The sequence below is a fragment of the Mitsuokella jalaludinii DSM 13811 genome (assembly GCF_000702905.1).
Taxonomy (GTDB): Bacteria; Bacillota; Negativicutes; order Selenomonadales; family Selenomonadaceae; genus Mitsuokella; species Mitsuokella jalaludinii.
The window spans coordinates 44,395-60,492 of the sequence record NZ_JNKR01000010.1 but is presented as its reverse complement, the minus strand read 5'-3'; the positions used below and the strand labels follow the sequence as shown (position 1 = coordinate 60,492).

The following is a 16,098-nucleotide window of genomic DNA, read 5'->3' as shown; positions in this document are numbered from 1 at the left end:
CAATCATCCCTCCATCTTCTTGATCTTCTCGATGACGTTTGTCGTCGAGCGGCCGGCAACCATCTGGACGAATTCGACGCGGCCACCGTAGCTCTGGACAATCTTGGCTTCGGGCAGCGTCTCGAGCGTGTAGTCGCCGCCCTTGACGTAAACGTCGGGACGGACCTTGGCGATGATTGTCTCTGCCGTCTTCTCGCCGAACAGCACGACGTAGTCGACGGATTTGAGCGCGCCGACGACTTCGGCGCGGTCGAGCTCGCTGTTGATGGGGCGCGAGGGCCCCTTGTTGCCGCGCACGGACGCGTCGGTGTTGAGGCCGAGCACGAGGCAGTCGCCGAAGGAGCGCGCCTTCTCGAGGTAGCGGACGTGGCCGGCGTGCAGGATGTCGAAGCAGCCGTTCGTGAAGACGATCTTCTCGCCGGCGCGATGGAGAATCTCGCAGAGCTTCTCGATATCATTTGGGTCAATCAGCATGGTATTCCCTCACTTTGACGGATATTCCGGATGTTGTTTCTCGACGGCCTCGGCGAGCTCACGCACGGAGACGGTGCTCGTGCCGAGCTTGCGCACGGCGATGCCGCTCGCGATGTTGCTGAGGCGCGCGGCGAGCGCCGGCTCTGCACCGGCGGCCAGCGCCAGGATGACGGTCGCGACACAGGTGTCACCGGCGCCGGAGACGTCGAAGACCTCGCTCTTGTCGGAGACGGGGATCTCGTGGACGGCGCCGCTCTCGACGAGGACCATGCCGAGCTCGCCTCGCGTCACGAGGACGCCCTTGGCATGGAGCTCCTCGCGAAGCTCCTCGGCTGCTCTGATGATGTCCTCGGTCGTCGCCAGTTCGCGTCCCACGGCCGCAGCTAGCTCAGCGTCGTTCTGCTTGACGTAGCCGATGCCAGAAAAGCGGCGGACGGCGTAGCGCGAGTCGACGATGCTCGGAATGCCCTTAGCTCGGCAGTAGTCGATGAGCAGGGTCTGGAGTCCCTCTGTGACGGTGCCGGAGCCGTAGTCGCTGATGACGACGCCCTCGACAGTAGGCAGGACGGACTCGATGTAGGCGCGCAGCTCCGCCTCGATGACAGGGTGCAACGGCTCCTTGCTCTCCTTGTCGATGCGCACGATCTGCTGGCTGACCGTCGCACGGCCGCCCGCGATGATGCGCGTCTTGGAGATGGTCGGCCGCGACTCGTCAGAGATGAGGCCGCGGACATCCGCGCCATTCTTAGCGAGTATCGCGCGCAGCCCGTCGGCGCTCTCATCTCTGCCGACGAGTCCTGCGGCGTGGACCGTGCCGCCGAGCGTCGCGATGTTGTTGACGACGTTGGCCGCGCCGCCCGCGACGACCTTCTCGCCCGCCTGCTCGAGCACGAGCACGGGCGCCTCGCGCGAGATGCGCGAGATGCGGCCGTCGAGGTAGATGTCGGCGACCATGTCGCCGATGACGAGGATATCCCTGCCCTGCATGCCGGACAGGGCATCATGGTATTCCTGCTGCAACGCATTCATCCTTTCTCATACTGCCAGCGCATCACATCGGCAGGAAGCGCCACTTGACCTTCCAGGTATTGTCGCGTCCTTCGTAGTGAAGGATGAGCTGCGAGCAGTGCATGTCGTGGAACCAGTAGTAGTCGAATTTGCGCCAGACCGCGTTGTCCACATCGTACTTCGAGCCGAAGGCCACGCGGTTGTTCTCGTCAATGCGGTAGCTGAAGCCGGCCTCTACTTTGCGCGAGTAGCTGTCGTTGTCGAAGTCGAACGGCGAGAGCTCGCGATTATTCTTCTGATAGCGGTAGGCGCCGTAGCCCGACCAGCGGTCGTCGAAGTCCTTCGTCAAGGTCGCATCGTAGTTGAAGCCGTTGTAGTGCGCGTCGTTGTACGACTCGTGCGTGACCTCATAGCTCGTGCTGAGGTTGAGCTTCCAGCCTTCAAAGCGGATCGGGTCGTAGCTCAGGCCGACATTGTACATCTTGTGGTTACTCTTGACCTCGCCCTGCTTCCAGCGGCCGTACTCGCCGTTGACGCTGTAGTGGAACGGAGAATTGCCGATGCGCGCCGTGTGGCCGACGAGCAGCGACGGCTGCTTCTTGATCCAGTTGTCGTCGCTGTCGTCGAAGTAGCCCTGCGTCACGCGCGCGTAGTTGCCCGCGTTGGCCCAGCCCACGTTGAACTCATTGCGCCAATCTTTCTTTGTCGTGTAGACGATCTTGGCATTGGCATCGACATTCTTGGCGATGGGCTGCTTGAGGTTCTCGCGGATCCAGAGGCCGTTCGTCTTGTCGTAGCCGACGCGCGGGAACCAGTCGGAGACAGTCGTGTCTTTCTTGAGGTTGACCTCGTAGCGCGACTTCGACATGAAGGTGGCGCCCTTGATCTTGAACTTGACGTTGTGCAGGACCATCTTGTCGTCGGGGTAGATCTCGATCTTGCGCGCAAAGAGGTTGTAGTCGGGATGGATGGCGCTGCACTTCGTCTTCGTGCCGTCGTAGATGACGATCTTGTCGGGATAGAACTCGAACTTCTTGCCCGTCATGTAGTTTTCGGCCACTTTGCCCTTGGCGCTCTCCATCGAACCCGTGCGCGTGCGGTAGTTGTAGTTCGTCTCGAAGCCGTCGAGCATGACCTCAGTCTGGCCCGGCGTGAACTGCAGCATATGGCCCTTGCCCGGAATGTGAATGCGCTCCTCGATCGTATTGCCGTCGACGTTCTCGCCTTCGAAGCGGTGCTCGTCGAGCTGTGTGACCTTGACCTTGCCCTTGGCCGTGAAGTCACCCGTCACCTGGTTCCACGTGAGGTCATCGCCCTCGAAGGCGACAGGTGCGGCCTTCGTCGGGTCAATCGGGTAGCGCAGGTGCTTGCGCATCTCCTCCGTATCGGCCTTGAGCTGGTCTTTCTCGGGATTCGGCTTCTGGGCGCGCGCCGCGCGGTGCTCGTTCTCAAGGTAGTCGAGCAGGCCCAGGCTCGTATCGGAATCGGAATGATACGTCGCGGCGCTGGCCGTGCCCGCTGCTGCCGGCAGGACGAGGGCCGTGATCATCAGGCCTGATAAAATCTTCGTTGCTGATTTCATCCAGAAAATCTCCATTCTATGCATCTATGCAATCGTACATCCTCTATAGTACATCATCGCCGCGAGGAGCGCAAATCTCATGGCTTCTCAGCAAGTGTCTCATTGAGGCTGCCCGTGCGGTAGCCGAGCAGGTCGAGCGCGGCGTAGGCAAAGCCGATGCGCCGGAAAAAAGCCGCCGTCTCCTCGCGCAGACCTTCTTCAAGGAAGCGCGGGATGTCCTCTGGCACGAGCTCGATGCGCGCCACCTCGCCATGCGCGCGCACGCGCAGCTGGCGGAAGCCCTTCGCCATAAGGAATTCCTCGGCGCGATTGACGCGCGCGAGCCCCTCCGGCGTCAGCACCGTGCCGTACGGGAAGCGCGAGGCCAGGCAGGCAAACGACGGCTTGTCCCAGGTCGGCAGGCCGAGCGCCCTGGAGAGCGCGCGGATGTCGGCCTTGCGGAGCCCTGCCTCGTGCAGCGGGCTCACGATGGCGAGCTCGCGAAGCGCCCTGTGCCCCGGGCGGTAGTCGCCGTCGTCGTCGAGGTTCGAGCCGTCGACAACAAAGGCGAGGCCATGCTCTGCTGCGAGTTCCTTCATGTGCGCGAACAGTGCGTGCTTGCAGTAGTAGCAGCGGTCTTTGGGGTTCTCGCGGACATGCGGCACCGTGAGGATCGGGAACGGCACGGCATGGTGCTCGATGCCCTCTTTCTCGCAGAAGGCCCGGGCGTCGTCGACATCGCGCTGCGGCACAAAGTCAGAGGCCGCGGTGAACGCCACCGCTTTGCTGCCAAGCACATCGTGCGCTACCTTGACGAGCAAGGTCGAGTCGACGCCGCTCGAGAAGGCCACGGCGACACTGCCGAGCTGCTGCAGGATGACCCGCAACTTCTCGTACTTCTGGCGCACGGGCTCGGGGAGAGACTGTATAGAGTTCATGGGAATCACCTTTCTTCAGGGGAAATCAATTCTGGGGCTTCAACAAGCCGTTCTGGTAGGCGAGCAGCAGATTGTAGAGGTCCGTGATCTCGTCCTGGATGGCTCGGCCTTGGTCGGTGTCGCCGACCGTGTTGTGGCACGACTGCAGTTCGACTGTCTCGGAGACGGACTCGATGTCGTGGTTGGCGCGCAGCGCCTCGCGGACGTCGGCGATGCGCTGGTGCTCGAGCAGGCGCAGGCCGCGCGAATTCGAGATGAGCGTGTAGCCGGAGATGCCCGTCTTCTTGTGGTAGGCGCGGCAGAAGCCGCCGTCGATGATGATGGCGCGGCCGCCCGCCTTGATGGGGCTCTCGCCCTTCTTGACCTTGACGGGTACATGGCCGTTGATGATGTGGCCGCGCTTCGGGTCGAGGCCGAATTCCTGCAGGACATGCTCGCAGCATTCCACTGTGTCGATGTAGCGGTAGTACGGGTCGGACGGCTCCTTCCAGGTGCTCTCGTCGGGAATCAGCGCGCGCTCAAACGTCTTGAACTCGCGCCCAGACGTCGGCGAGAGCCTGCCGCACCAGAGGAAGTACATAAAGTCGAGGGCGCGCGGCGTGCCGTGCAGCCATGCCTCCCGCGCGCGCTGCTCGCAGAAGTCGAACCAGCTGCGGCCGCGGTACTCCTTGCCCTCGAAGCGTATCGTGCGGAAACTGCCGTCTTCATTGAGCGGCACGCAGCCGTGGAACAGCAGATTGCCGTTGCAGCAGGTGTAGAGATTGCCCTTCTGGTAGAGGTAGTCGACGTGACGGTGCAGGACGGCGCTCTCCGTGAAGTAGGAGCGCAGGTCCGCGATGATCTCCTGCTCCTTTGCGGTCAGCTCGTAGACATCCTCGCCCGACTCGTCAATCGTCGGGAAGTAGGCGCTCTCGAGCTCGTAGCGCCTGCCGTCGCCGAGCCGCGCATACGAGGAACGGAAGTCGATGTGATGGAGCAGCCGGCGGCTCTCCATCTGGAAGTCGTGATTGCGCGCGATGAGCTGGCCCTCGAGCTTGAACATCATGATGGTGATGGCGCGCTCCGCTGCCTTCAGGGGCGCTTCGTCGGGGTAGATGTGCGAGGCAAATGTCGTCAGCGGCCGCAGGCTGATGCCGTAGCCGCGCTCGAGGACGTCGGTATTGTGGTAGCGCAGGGAATTGCGCACGACCGTCGCGATGCAGGCCTCGCTGCCGAGCGCCGCGCCCATCCAGAGCACATCGTGGTTGCCCCACTGGATGTCGACGGACGGGTGCTCCATGAGCAAGTTGAGGATGGCGTCGGGCCGGTTGCCGCGGTCAAAGAAATCGCCGACGATGTGGAGCCGGTCGACGGCCAGCCGCTTAATCAGAACGGTGAACGCCTCGATGAAGTCCGCGCCGCTGTCAATCTGCACGATGGTATTGAGGAGCTTCTTGAGGTAGAGGAACTGCGCCTGGTCGGCTTCCGGGCGCGTGTTCATGAGCTCGACGATGACCGATGCGTAGCGGTCGGGGATGAAGCCGCTGACCTTCGAAGCCGGATACTTGTAGCTCATGAGCTTCGCGAGCTCGAGCAGGCGCGAGAGGTTCTCGCGGTACCACGACGGCGTCGCGCGCCGCTCCGTGCGCATCTGGTCGATCTTCTCCTTCGGGTAGTAGATGAGCGTGCAGAACTCCGCCTTCTCGTCCTCCGTCAGCCGCACGCCGAAGACGTAGTCGACCTTCTCGCGGATGACGCCGGAGCAGTTGTTGAGGATGTGGAAAAACGAGGCATACTCGCCGTGCAGGTCGCTCATGAAGTGCTCGATGCCCTTCGGCAGCGAGAGGTACGACTGCAGGTAGATGAGCTTCTCGTAAACGGCTTCTTTTGTTGGGTATTTCTCGGCCATGAGGCGCAGGATCTTGCTCGTCTTCTTCGTGTGTGTGCGATAGTCCGTCATCGTGACTCCCCTTCCCTAATCTATCCCTCAATCTCATATCTCAGCGCAAGTCAGCTCAAAAAAGAAAAATGCGTGCGCAGGCCGTAGCAGAGCAGCACAGCCGCAATCGTGAAGAGGTACTCCGGCACAGAGCCGACCTTGAAGAGCCTGACGCCGACTTTCTGGTACGGCGTCAAGAGCGGCACCTTGCCGCAGACGGCGTCCTCGGCGATGTGCAAGAGAGCGCCGATGCAGATGTAGATGCCGATCGTCGTGAGGTCGGCCGTCGGCAAGGCAGTCAGCTGCCCCTCCTCGAGCCTGCTCAGGAAAAAGATCAGACCGAGGTACAAGAGCGGCCAGTGCGACCAGCCGCGGTGACGGCTGCGCCAGCTCCAGTAATTGCCCGCATGCGGATTGCCCTCGACCTTGTCGGGGAAGATTGCCCCCGCCATGCTGTAGATAGTCAGCAGCATATCGTCCGTGGCCGCATAGACAATGACGCCCGTCAGGACCTGGTGGTTGACCCATTTCATAAAAAACATTTCCTCCAAAGCACAAACGCATGAGATTCTATTCTCTATCTCACTATTCTACCAGATATTACAAGGAAAACATATGAGTGCTGGCGATTTTTTGGACGCATACCGCCTCGTATAGTATAATAGAATCACACAGACAGAAAGGAATTTGCCAGATGGATGATTATACTTGGGAAAAGACCATACAGAGGCGTAGGATCAGGAGGCGACGCCAGGCTCTCCTGATCCTCGTGCTGCTGATCCTCGCGCTCGGCGCCTTCTTCGGCTGGCATTCGTATGCCGAGAAGCGCACACCGGAATACGCGCTCGAGCAGGCGGCGATCGCCGTTCAGAAGAAGGATGCCGACAGCTTCCGGCACTACGTCAACCTCGACCTCGTGACCTCGCGCGGCTACGACGACCTGACGGCAGACCTGCTCTCCTACGACACGACGCTGACAGCTGTCAACAAGGCCGCCTACGAGAAGTTCTACATCACGGTCAAGCCGCAGCTCACGAGCGGCACGCAGGACACGATCCTGCGGCGCGTGAGCTCGGGCGAGTGGAGCCTGCCTGAAGGCACGGACATCCTCAAGGGACGCCAGCTCGGCATCGACTACGAGCGCTTCCTCGCGCGCAGCCAGATGCGCAACACCTCGCTTGTCGGCATCGGCAAGGTCACGCGCGACGGCACGGCGGCAACGGCTGAGATCGAGGTGCGCGACGACTGGACGGGCACATCCTTCACGCTCGAGGCCGCCATGGAGCAGGCGACGGACGGCCACTGGCAAGTCACCTATCTCAAGAATTACCGCGACTACCTCGACGCCATCACGCCGCTACACAACGAGGACATCGCCAAGTACAGCGAGGCGACGAAGAACATCGTCGCCTCCTACAACGAGAAGCTCACCGCCTACAAGGCCCGCTTTGCCGCACTGAGCCAGACGAGTTCCGGCACATTCACGGCCGAGCAGAAGGCGGGGCTTGAGGCACTGGTCGAGAAGGAAGTCATCCCGACTCTGCAGGCTCGCCAGCAGGAGCTCTCGAGCGTCGAGGTGCCGCCCGGTGCCCGCTACCTTGCCGACCAGCGCCAGCAGGCCACGGAGCTAACGCTCAAGGCATGGCAGCACTTCCTCGCGGGCATCAAGAACGATGACCCCGATGAGCTCGCCCAGGCCGAGACGCTCAACAAGCAGGAGCTCGCCGTCGACCTGCGCGTCGACGACATCATCCGCCACACGGCCATCAGCCGCAGCATCCCCAATCTGCCGTGACTGCCCTGCCCCATCAAAAAAGGTTCCACTCCGATGAGTGGAACCTTTTTTGATGGGATTACGGCTTCTGTATCTTGTACATCGCAGCATACATCGTCGGCAGCACGAGCAGTGTCAAGACCGTGGCGACGAGCAGGCCGCTGGCGATGGCGACGGCCATCGGCCCCCAGAAGGCGCTCGTCATCAGGGGCAGCATGCCGAGGATGGCGGCTGCAGCCGTCAGCATGATGGGGCGGAAGCGCAGCACAGCGGAGTCGACAACGGCATCCCACGGCGTTTCGCCCGCCTCCAGATGCTTCTGGATCTGGTCGATGAGGATGACCGAGTTGCGGATGATCATGCCGAAGAGCGCGAGCACGCCGAGAATGGCGACGAAGCCCATGGCCTTGTCGAGCACGAGCATGCCGATGGCCACGCCGATGATGCCGAGCGGCGCCGTCAGGACGGTCAGGACCATGTCCTTGAAGCTGCGCAGCTGGAACATCAGGAGCGTCATGATCAGGAATACCATGACTGGTATCGGCTTGACGAGGAAGCCGACTGACTTGTCGCTGTCCTCGAGCGTGCCGGCAGCTTCGATGGAACAGCCGAGCGGCAGATCATCGCGCAGGTCCTTCGTCGCCTCGTACGCTTTCTTCGTCGCGTCATTAGCCGTGCCCGTCTTGACATCGGCGCTGACCGTGACGGTCGGCATGAGGTCGTAGCGCTTGATGAGTCCGTCCTCACCTTCGTACGAGATCTTCGCGATCTGGTCGAGCGTCACATAGCCGGCCTGGCCGAGGTAGATCGGCAGATTCTTGAGCTCCGCGATGTTCTGGCGGTCAACAGCCGCGAGCCGCAGGTCGATGTCGATCGTGCGGTCACCCGTGTAGAATTCCGCCGCCTTGGCGCCCGTGATCTCCGTGTAGAGCATCTGCGAGACGGCCTGCGTCGTCACGCCCATGCTGCGCAGCTTGTCCTGATCGAGCTCGAGGTGGACGACCTTGCTCTTCTGACCCCAGTCCGTCTGGATATTCGTGTTGTTGGGATCCTCGGCGAGGATGTCCGCGACCTCAGCCGCCGTCGCCTTCGCCTGGTCGACTGTGTAGCCAGAGACGCGCAGCATGACAGGATGATCGGCCGGCGGGCCCGTCTGGATGAACTGGATGTTGCCGCTGACGTCGGAGAACTCACCGGCAAAGGCATCCTGGAGATCCTTGGCCAGCGCCTCGCGGGCCTTCGTGTCCTTCGCGACGATGACGAACTGCGAACAGTTGTCAGCTGCGGCCTTCGGGTCGACCGTCAGCACGAAGCGCGGCGCGTACTGGCCGACGTAATACGAGTAGTTCTCAAGCTTGTCACTGCGCTCCTGCAAAAAGTCCGACATGCGGTCGCAGACGGCCTGCGAGGCCTCCATCGAGGAGCCCTCCGGCAGCTTAAGCTCTACGAGGATCTCCGGGCGCAGCGACGGCGGGAAGAACTCCTGCTTGATGAACGTCATCATGAGGAGCGAGAGGAAGAATACGCCGGCCGTCGCGATGAGCACGACCTTGCGATGCGTCAGGAAGATGGTGAGCACCTTGCGGAACCACGTGTAGAAGCGGCTCTGGTACGGGTCAATATGCCCCTCAGCATCCTTCTTGACCTCGACGCGGATCAGGTAGTAGCCGTAGAGCGGCGCGACCATGACAGAGACGATCCACGAGAGCAAGAGCGCCGTTGCGATGACCGGGAAGAGCGCGCTGCAGAACTCGCTGGCCATGCCCTTCGCAAAGGCGACGGGGATGAAGCCACAGCAGGTAATGAGCGTGCCCGTCAGCATCGGCTTGGCTGTCGCGCGGAAGGCATAGCAGGCCGCATCAAAGCGGCTGTTGCCCATCTCGAGCTTAACGCTCATCATCTCGACGGCGATGATGGCATCGTCGACGAGCAGGCCGAGCGCGATGATCAGCGAGCCGAGCGAGACTTTGTGCAGGTCGATGCCCACAGCGTACATGACGACGAAGGTACCGCAGAGCACGAGCGGGATGCAGCCCGCGACGACGAGGCCCGTGCGGAAGCCAAGCGACAGGAAGCTGACGGCCAGCACGATGACGATGGCCTCGACGAGCGTCTTGACGAAGTCGTGGATGGACTCTGCGACGACGCTCGGCTGGTCAGATACCTGGTGGATCTCGAGGCCGACGGGCATGTCCTGCTGGATCTTGCCGATCTCCGCCTTGAGATCATCGCCGAGCTTCAGGATATTGCCGCCGTCCTCCATCGAGACGGCGATGCCGATGGCCGGCTCGCCGTTGTAGTACATCTTCGGCGCAGCCGGCTCCTCAAAGCGGCGCTCGACCTTGGCGATATCGCCGAGCCGCAGCACCTTGCCGCCCGCATTCACGGGCATCTGGCGGATGGCCTCGACATCGTCGAACTGGCCCGACACGCGCACGTAGACGTTGTCGGAGTCCGTCTCGACCATGCCGCCTGGCGTCATGTCATTCTGCTGTGCGAGCGCGTTCATGATGACCTGCGGGCTGATGCCGAGCTCGGAGAGCTTGGCGCGGTCCATCTCGATGTAGACCTTCTCCTCCTGTTCGCCGACGAGTTCGACTTTCTGGACGCTCGGCACATTGAGGAGCAGTCGCCGCGTCTTCTCGGCCTGCTGGCGCATCTCCTCATACGAGTAGCCGTCGCCTGTCACGGCGTAGATCGAGCCGTAGACATCGTCGAAGCGGTCGTTGTAGTACGGGCCGTAGACGCCCTGCGGCAGTTCGCGCTTGACGTCCTCGCAGAGATTGCGCACATCCTTCCAAGTGTCGCGCACCTTTTCCTTCGCGACCTCATCGGAGAGCTCGACGTAGATGATGGTCTGGCCCGCGCGCGTCTCACTCTTGATGTTGTCGAGTCCCTGCGTGTCCTGGAGCTTCTTCTCGAGCTTGTCCGTGACCTGCTCCTGCATCTCCTGCGCCGTCGCGCCCGGCCAGGCGGCCGAGACGACCATCTGGCGTATCGTGAACTGCGGGTCCTCCATGCGGCCGAGCTTGTTGTAGGCAAAGATGCCGCCGATAGCCGTCACGATGATGAAGTACCAGACGAGCACCTTGTTCTTCAAGGAGACTTCTGTCAGATTTCTCATTTGTCCGCCTCCGTCCGCACGGCCTGGCCCTCACGGAGTTTATGGACGCCGGCCGTCACGACGACATCCGTCGGCGCGAGGCCGTGCACGAGGACCGTGTTGTCGCCGAAGTTCTCGACCTCGACGCTCTTCAGGGCAACGGTGTTGTCGTCCGTGACGACCCATACCTCGGGCGCGTCATCCGTCTGGTAGATGGCCGAGAGCGGCAGGACGGCACCTGAAGAGGCGTTGCCGTCCGACTGCCGGACAGCCACACTGGCCGTCATGCCGAGCTGCATGCCCTGCGGCGGGTTCGGAACGGAGACGCGCACTTTGTAGGTGCGCGAAGTGCTGTCCGCCATCGGCGCAACTTCGCGCACCGTGCCGTCCACTTCCTGAGAGAGCGCCCAGAACGAAACTTTGACCGGCGTGCCGACTGCCACATCCTCGATGTGGTTCTCCGGGACGGCGATCTCCACCTCAAGCTCATCCGTCTGCACGAGCGTCATGACGGTCTGGCCGGCCGCGACGACCTGCCCTTCCTCCGCGTCAATCTTCGAGATGACGCCGTCTGCACCGGCTGTCAAGTTCGTGTAGCCGAGTGCGTTGTGCCCCTGCGCAGCGGTGGCGAGCGCCTGCTGGTACGTCGCAAAGGCCGCATCGTAATTGGCCTGGTACTGGTCGAGCACAGAGGCCGCGACAGCATCCTCTTGGTAGAGCTCGCTGTAGCGCGCGAGGTTGCGCTGTGCCAGGTCGAGCTGCGCGCGGGCCTGCGCGACCTGCGCGTCGCCGGCATTCGACTGCTGCACGACGTCCTTGGCGTTGATGACCATCAGCGTGTCGCCCGCCCTGACGCGGCTGCCCTCCTGCACATTGCGCGCGAGGATCTGGCCGCCGACCTGGAAGGCGAGGTTCGTCTCATAGCGGCCGCGCACCGTGCCAGCGTACGTGCCCGTGTCAGCCTCCATGCCGCTGCCGGCCTGCTGCGTCTTGACGAGCGGCGCCTTCTCTGCAGGCGCCGCCTTCTGGCCGCAGCCGGCGGCCGAGAGCGCGACAACGAACGCGAGCACGAGCGCCAGTCCCTTACGATTCTGCATGACCGTTCCCCCTTGTCATTTCTACCTCCGGTATATCGCGCGCCAGCTTGCGGATGTCGGCACGGCAGGCCCGGTCGACGAGATGGTCGAAACCCTTGACGATGACCTCGACTTCGGCAGGCTCCATGTCCTCCACGAGGTAGTCGACCCAGCGCTGGATGACATTGCGCAAGTAGGCATGCTGCTTCTTGCCGTAGTCCGTCAGGTAGACGTGCTTGGCGCGCTTGTCGCGCGCATCCTGCTCGCGGTAGACGAGCCCCTTATTCTCGAGCATCGTCATCGTGCGCGTCACGACGGCCTTGTCGAGGTAGAGCATCGCAGCGAGCTCATCCTGCCGCGCACCCTCGTGGTCGTAGATGCGCAGCAGCATGACGTACTCCGAGTACGTCAGATGCAGCTTCTCGCACGCCTCGACAACAAAGATCTGTGAGCGGCGATGAAGCACCGAAAACCAGCGTCCTATGTTGATATACTCATCCATGAGTGATCCCTCCCATTATCTGCCTATCCCTTGGCAGATATGTATCAGCAAATGTCCAGTTGATGAAATCAACTATGATTACGATAATTGTAACATATTGGGCTAGCAGGTTCAAGGCGGCAGACATCGTCCCCGAAAAATACCGTATACATAAGAAATCCATATATTTTCGCAGAAGCAGCGTGTATAATGAAAGAGACTATGAAACAAGAAAGGGGATATTCTATGACCTGTCCAAGGGTTGGACACATCAACTTCCTGAACGTTCTGCCGCTGACCTGGAGCTATGCACACGGCGCAGCGGACGGCCTCCAGCTCACGCGCGGCGTACCGGCGGAGCTCAACAGCGACATCGTCAACCACCGCCTCGATGTCAGCAATGTCTCGTCCATCGTCTACGCCCGCCACAGTGAGGAACTCGTCGTCGTACCGGATGTCTGTGTCTCGACGGACGGCGATGTCGAGAGCATCCTGCTCGCCTCGCGCAAGCCCATCGAGTCCCTGAAGGACGACAAGATCATCCTGACGGCCAAGTCGGCGACATCGCACTGCCTCTTGAAGATCATCCTGCGCCTCGCCTACGGCGCCATCCCGAACTACTACGTGCGTCACATCACGCCGGAAGACCCGATCCCTGACGACGCGACAGCCTCGCTGCTCATCGGCGACGACGCGCTCTGGCTCTACCACCACCCGCGCGAGGGCTACTATTACTACGACCTCGGCCTCGAGTGGAAGAAGATGACGGGCAAGAAGATGGTCTACGCGCTCTGGGTCGCGAGCCGCCGCTTCGCCGAGAGCCATCCAGAATCATTGCAGCTCGTCTACGACCGCATCCACACGGCCTTCCAGACTGCAGAAGCGCACAAGGACGCGGCCATCCGCGAGATCCTGCCGAAGAAACCCGCCTTCACCTACGAGCAGCTCGAGGAGTATCTCGGCCCGATCATCCGCTGGGACCTCGCCGACGACTACCTCGACGGCCTCAGGACCTTCTACAAGCTCGCCCACGAGATGAACCTCATCGACCACGTGCCTGAGATCGAGTTCGCCCCCGTGCGGCGCAGCTGAGCGGCACGATAAGAGAATACGGCGCAAAAAAGACGCTCTGACCTGAAATGTCAGAGCGTCTTTTATCATCGGATGTTGGATTGTCTCATCACTCAAGACTGCGCGTGCAGCAGCTTTGCCTTGACGATGCGGCGCACCGACTCGTCGACACGCTCCATCGGGATCGTGCCGTCCTCGACGGCGTCCAAGAGGCCGAGGTAGACGTCCGTCTCATGCGGGTACTCGTGGCAGACGAGCACGATATCTGAGCCGGCTTCGACAGCCTTGACGCCGAGTTCGCGGAAGCTGTAGTGCTTCGCGAGTGCGCCCATCTCGACGTCATCCGTGATGATGAGGCCGCGGTAGCCTAGCTCACCGCGCAGAAAGTCCGTCTGGATGGCCTTCGAGAGGCTCGCGGGGTTCTCTCCGTCGAGCGCCGGATAGCGCAGGTGCGAGACGAGCACGAAGTAGTCCTCGCTCTGGCGCTCATCGATGACCTTCTGGAACGGCACGATATCGCGCTTCAGGAGCTCCGCCTTCGTGGCCGTGATGGAGGAGATGTCCTCGTGCGAGTCGACCGTGCCGCGGCCGATGCCCGGGAAGTGCTTGAGCGCGTACATCATGTGCTGCTGCTCGTAGCCCTGTGCGGCAGCCTCGACGAACTTGGCCGCCTGCTCCGGATCCGGGCCGAAGGAGCGCGCGTAGTCTCCCACGTCAGCGACAGGCGCAAAGTTGACATTGAAGCCGAGCTTCTTGAGCTTCTCCGCCGTCTGGCGGGCCGACTCCTCCGCGCGCGTTACCTCACCGCTCCTGCCGATCTCCTGCTCCGACGGCGGCGGCGTCAGGAACGACTTGCCGCGCACGACCTGGCCGCCCTCCTCATCGACGCCGATGAAGAGCGACACCTTCTGGTCCGCCTTCGCCTGCAGGTCCGCGATGAGCTTCTTCGTCTGGTCGGCCGACTCCATGTTGCGGTCAAACAGGATGACGCCACCCATGTGGTACTGGTGCAGCATGTAGAGGCTGTCATCCGTGACATCCGTCCCCTGGACGCCGATCATGACCATCTGGCCGACCTTCTCCGTCGTCGTCATCGAGTCGACAATCGCATCGACCTTCTCGTCGAGCGTCTGCTCCTTCGCTGTCTGACCTGCGCCATCGCCGCTCTGCGCCTTGCCGCAGCCCGCCACGATTGCGGCAGTCGACAGAGCAAATAGCAGCAGAACGAGCAGCCAAAAGCGGCTCATGTTCTTTCGCATCATCCCATCCCTTTCCGTTCTCACAGATTCACACCCAAATGTCATCCCGCTTACTTGAAGAACATCGCGTAGTAGCCCGCTACAAAGATGTAGAGGACAATCAGCGGCAGGATCCAGGTCGCGTAGAAGCGGATCCACTTTGGGAAGGCCATGCCCTTGCCGGTGTCGGCCTCCTTGATGAAGTTATTCCAGCCCCAGCCGTAGCGGCTCGTGCAGAAGGCCAGGTAGACGAGGCTGCCGAGCGGCAGCAGGTTGTTGCTGACGATGAAGTCCTCGAGGCTCAGGACATTCGACCCCGGGCCGAACGGCGTGAAGCCGCTCCAGAGGTTGAAGCCCAGGACGCAGGGCATCGAGAGCAGGATGATGATGAGCATGCCCCAGCGGATGATGATCTTGCGGTCCTTGCGCAAAAGCTCGAGGAAACAGCAGATGAGATTCTCGAACACGGCGATGACCGTCGACATCGAGGCAAAGGCCATGAACAGGAAAAACATCGCGCCCCAGAAGTGGCCGAGCGGCATGTGGTTGAATACGTTCGGCAAGGTGACGAACAGCAGGTTCGGGCCGCTGCCCGGATTGACGCCGTAGCTGAAGCAGGCCGGGAAGATGATGAGGCCGGCCATGATGGCAACGAAGGTGTCGAGCACGATGACCCAGACAGCCTCGCCCGTCAGCCGCTTCGACTTGCCGATGTAGCTGCCGAAGATGGCGAGCGCGCCGATGCCGAGGCTCAGCGTGAAGAAGGCCTGCCCCATCGCCGCGAAGACGACCTCCTGCACGCCGTACTCCACGACCTTGCTGAAGTCCGGATAGAGGTAGTACTTGAGTCCGATCTCGCTGTTCGGCAGCATGATGGAGTTGATGGCCAGCACGACCATCAGGACGAGCAGGGCCGCCATCATCAACTTCGTGATGCGCTCGACGCCGGCCTCGACACCGAGGTAGCAGACGCCGCCGCAGAGCACGACGACGAGGATCATGCAGCCGGCCAGCGTCACGGGGTCGGCGAGCAGGCCGCCGAAAACGGCCCCGACCGCCTCGGCGTCCATGCCGTCAAAGGCGCCCGTCGCCATCTTGTAGATGTAGTAGAACATCCAGCCCGAGACGGTCGTGTAGAACATCATGAGCAGAAGATTGCCTGCAATCGCCCCGTACTTGTAGAGATGCCATTTCGTCCCCTTCGGCTCGAGCACGTCAAACGACATGGCCGCACTGCGGACGCTCGCGCGCCCGACGGCAAATTCCGCGACCATGATAGGCAGCCCGAGAATGGCCAGAAACACGAGATAGATCAGCACGAACGAGGCGCCGCCATACTGGCCTGTGATGTACGGGAAGCGCCAGACATTGCCGAGTCCGATGGCACAGCCCGCTGAGACCAGGATGAAGCCCAAGCGCGTCGAAAAACTTCCTCTTTTTTCCAAAAATTATCCCT

Annotated in this window: 13 protein-coding genes; 2 read left to right on the top strand and 11 right to left on the bottom strand. The window is 61.7% G+C overall.

All coding sequences use genetic code 11. The annotated features are described in order from the left end of the window. Positions 1-3 precede the first annotated feature (3 nt). The 6 genes from rfaE2 to T518_RS06695 all read right to left on the bottom strand — a co-directional run bounded on the left by rfaE2 (position 4) and on the right by T518_RS06695 (position 6,432). Positions 4-474 (bottom strand): D-glycero-beta-D-manno-heptose 1-phosphate adenylyltransferase, encoded by a 471-nt coding sequence (gene rfaE2, locus T518_RS06720; RefSeq protein WP_036377263.1) that lies wholly within the window; start codon positions 472-474, stop codon positions 4-6. 9 nt (positions 475-483) lie between these two features. Then, positions 484-1,503: a bifunctional heptose 7-phosphate kinase/heptose 1-phosphate adenyltransferase gene (locus T518_RS06715; protein WP_036377260.1), complete on the bottom strand. Its 1,020-nt coding sequence runs from the start codon at positions 1,501-1,503 to the stop codon at positions 484-486. Between the two features lie 22 nt (positions 1,504-1,525). Then, the gene (locus T518_RS06710) at positions 1,526-3,064 is read right to left on the bottom strand and encodes an LPS-assembly protein LptD (protein WP_036377256.1); all 1,539 of its coding nucleotides are present in this window, start codon (positions 3,062-3,064) and stop codon (positions 1,526-1,528) included. A 77-nt stretch (positions 3,065-3,141) separates the two neighbouring features. Further along, positions 3,142-3,981: an ATP-dependent sacrificial sulfur transferase LarE gene (gene larE / locus T518_RS06705; protein WP_036377253.1), complete on the bottom strand. Its 840-nt coding sequence runs from the start codon at positions 3,979-3,981 to the stop codon at positions 3,142-3,144. A 25-nt stretch (positions 3,982-4,006) separates the two neighbouring features. Beyond that, positions 4,007-5,920 (bottom strand): fructose-bisphosphatase class III, encoded by a 1,914-nt coding sequence (locus T518_RS06700; protein WP_036377250.1) that lies wholly within the window; start codon positions 5,918-5,920, stop codon positions 4,007-4,009. A gap of 50 nt (positions 5,921-5,970) precedes the next feature. Further along, complete coding sequence (locus T518_RS06695; RefSeq protein WP_036377247.1) at positions 5,971-6,432, bottom strand: metal-dependent hydrolase; 462 nt, start codon at positions 6,430-6,432, stop codon at positions 5,971-5,973. Positions 6,433-6,593: 161 nt separating this feature from the next. Here T518_RS06695 and T518_RS06690 point away from each other — a divergent pair, with 161 nt between their 5' ends. Then, positions 6,594-7,694 (top strand): hypothetical protein, encoded by a 1,101-nt coding sequence (locus T518_RS06690; protein WP_036377244.1) that lies wholly within the window; start codon positions 6,594-6,596, stop codon positions 7,692-7,694. A 58-nt stretch (positions 7,695-7,752) separates the two neighbouring features. Here the strand turns inward: T518_RS06690 and T518_RS06685 are convergent, their stop codons facing one another. The 3 genes from T518_RS06685 to T518_RS06675 are packed head-to-tail and all read right to left on the bottom strand — an operon-like array spanning position 7,753 to position 12,354. After that, entirely contained in the window at positions 7,753-10,797 is a 3,045-nt protein-coding gene (locus tag T518_RS06685) for an efflux RND transporter permease subunit (protein ID WP_036377241.1), read from the bottom strand. Beyond that, on the bottom strand, positions 10,794-11,873 hold the full coding sequence (locus T518_RS06680) for an efflux RND transporter periplasmic adaptor subunit (protein ID WP_036377238.1): 1,080 nt from the start codon (positions 11,871-11,873) through the stop codon (positions 10,794-10,796). Before T518_RS06680 ends, T518_RS06685 begins: the two co-directional genes overlap by 4 nt. After that, a complete protein-coding gene (locus T518_RS06675) occupies positions 11,860-12,354 on the bottom strand; it encodes a MarR family winged helix-turn-helix transcriptional regulator (protein WP_036377235.1) in 495 nt (164 codons plus the stop codon). The genes T518_RS06680 and T518_RS06675 overlap by 14 nt, the downstream gene beginning before the upstream one ends. A gap of 225 nt (positions 12,355-12,579) precedes the next feature. Between T518_RS06675 and T518_RS06670 the strand changes: the two genes are divergently transcribed. Then, complete coding sequence (locus T518_RS06670) at positions 12,580-13,425, top strand: menaquinone biosynthetic enzyme MqnA/MqnD family protein (RefSeq protein WP_036377231.1); 846 nt, start codon at positions 12,580-12,582, stop codon at positions 13,423-13,425. Between the two features lie 92 nt (positions 13,426-13,517). On the opposite strand, the gene T518_RS06665 is transcribed toward T518_RS06670, so the two are convergent. Together T518_RS06665 and T518_RS06660 are read right to left on the bottom strand one after the other, a co-directional pair. Beyond that, complete coding sequence (locus tag T518_RS06665; RefSeq protein WP_248617166.1) at positions 13,518-14,651, bottom strand: glycoside hydrolase family 3 N-terminal domain-containing protein; 1,134 nt, start codon at positions 14,649-14,651, stop codon at positions 13,518-13,520. A 62-nt stretch (positions 14,652-14,713) separates the two neighbouring features. Next, complete coding sequence (locus T518_RS06660; RefSeq protein WP_036377225.1) at positions 14,714-16,087, bottom strand: sodium-dependent transporter; 1,374 nt, start codon at positions 16,085-16,087, stop codon at positions 14,714-14,716. Positions 16,088-16,098: the final 11 nt, after the last annotated feature.

Bases quoted from the DNA above. Each gene is read 5' to 3' on its own strand.
- T518_RS06670 (WP_036377231.1), top strand. From the start codon at position 12,580: ATGACCTGTCCAAGGGTTGGACACATCAACTTCCTGAACGTTCTGCCG.
- T518_RS06715 (WP_036377260.1), bottom strand. From the start codon at position 1,503: ATGAATGCGTTGCAGCAGGAATACCATGATGCCCTGTCCGGCATGCAG.
- larE (WP_036377253.1), bottom strand. From the start codon at position 3,981: ATGAACTCTATACAGTCTCTCCCCGAGCCCGTGCGCCAGAAGTACGAG.
- rfaE2 (WP_036377263.1), bottom strand. From the start codon at position 474: ATGCTGATTGACCCAAATGATATCGAGAAGCTCTGCGAGATTCTCCAT.
- T518_RS06675 (WP_036377235.1), bottom strand. From the start codon at position 12,354: ATGGATGAGTATATCAACATAGGACGCTGGTTTTCGGTGCTTCATCGC.
- T518_RS06665 (WP_248617166.1), bottom strand. From the start codon at position 14,651: ATGAGCCGCTTTTGGCTGCTCGTTCTGCTGCTATTTGCTCTGTCGACT.
- T518_RS06690 (WP_036377244.1), top strand. From the start codon at position 6,594: ATGGATGATTATACTTGGGAAAAGACCATACAGAGGCGTAGGATCAGG.
- T518_RS06710 (WP_036377256.1), bottom strand. From the start codon at position 3,064: ATGAAATCAGCAACGAAGATTTTATCAGGCCTGATGATCACGGCCCTC.
- T518_RS06680 (WP_036377238.1), bottom strand. From the start codon at position 11,873: ATGCAGAATCGTAAGGGACTGGCGCTCGTGCTCGCGTTCGTTGTCGCG.
- T518_RS06685 (WP_036377241.1), bottom strand. From the start codon at position 10,797: ATGAGAAATCTGACAGAAGTCTCCTTGAAGAACAAGGTGCTCGTCTGG.
- T518_RS06700 (WP_036377250.1), bottom strand. From the start codon at position 5,920: ATGACGGACTATCGCACACACACGAAGAAGACGAGCAAGATCCTGCGC.
- T518_RS06695 (WP_036377247.1), bottom strand. From the start codon at position 6,432: ATGAAATGGGTCAACCACCAGGTCCTGACGGGCGTCATTGTCTATGCG.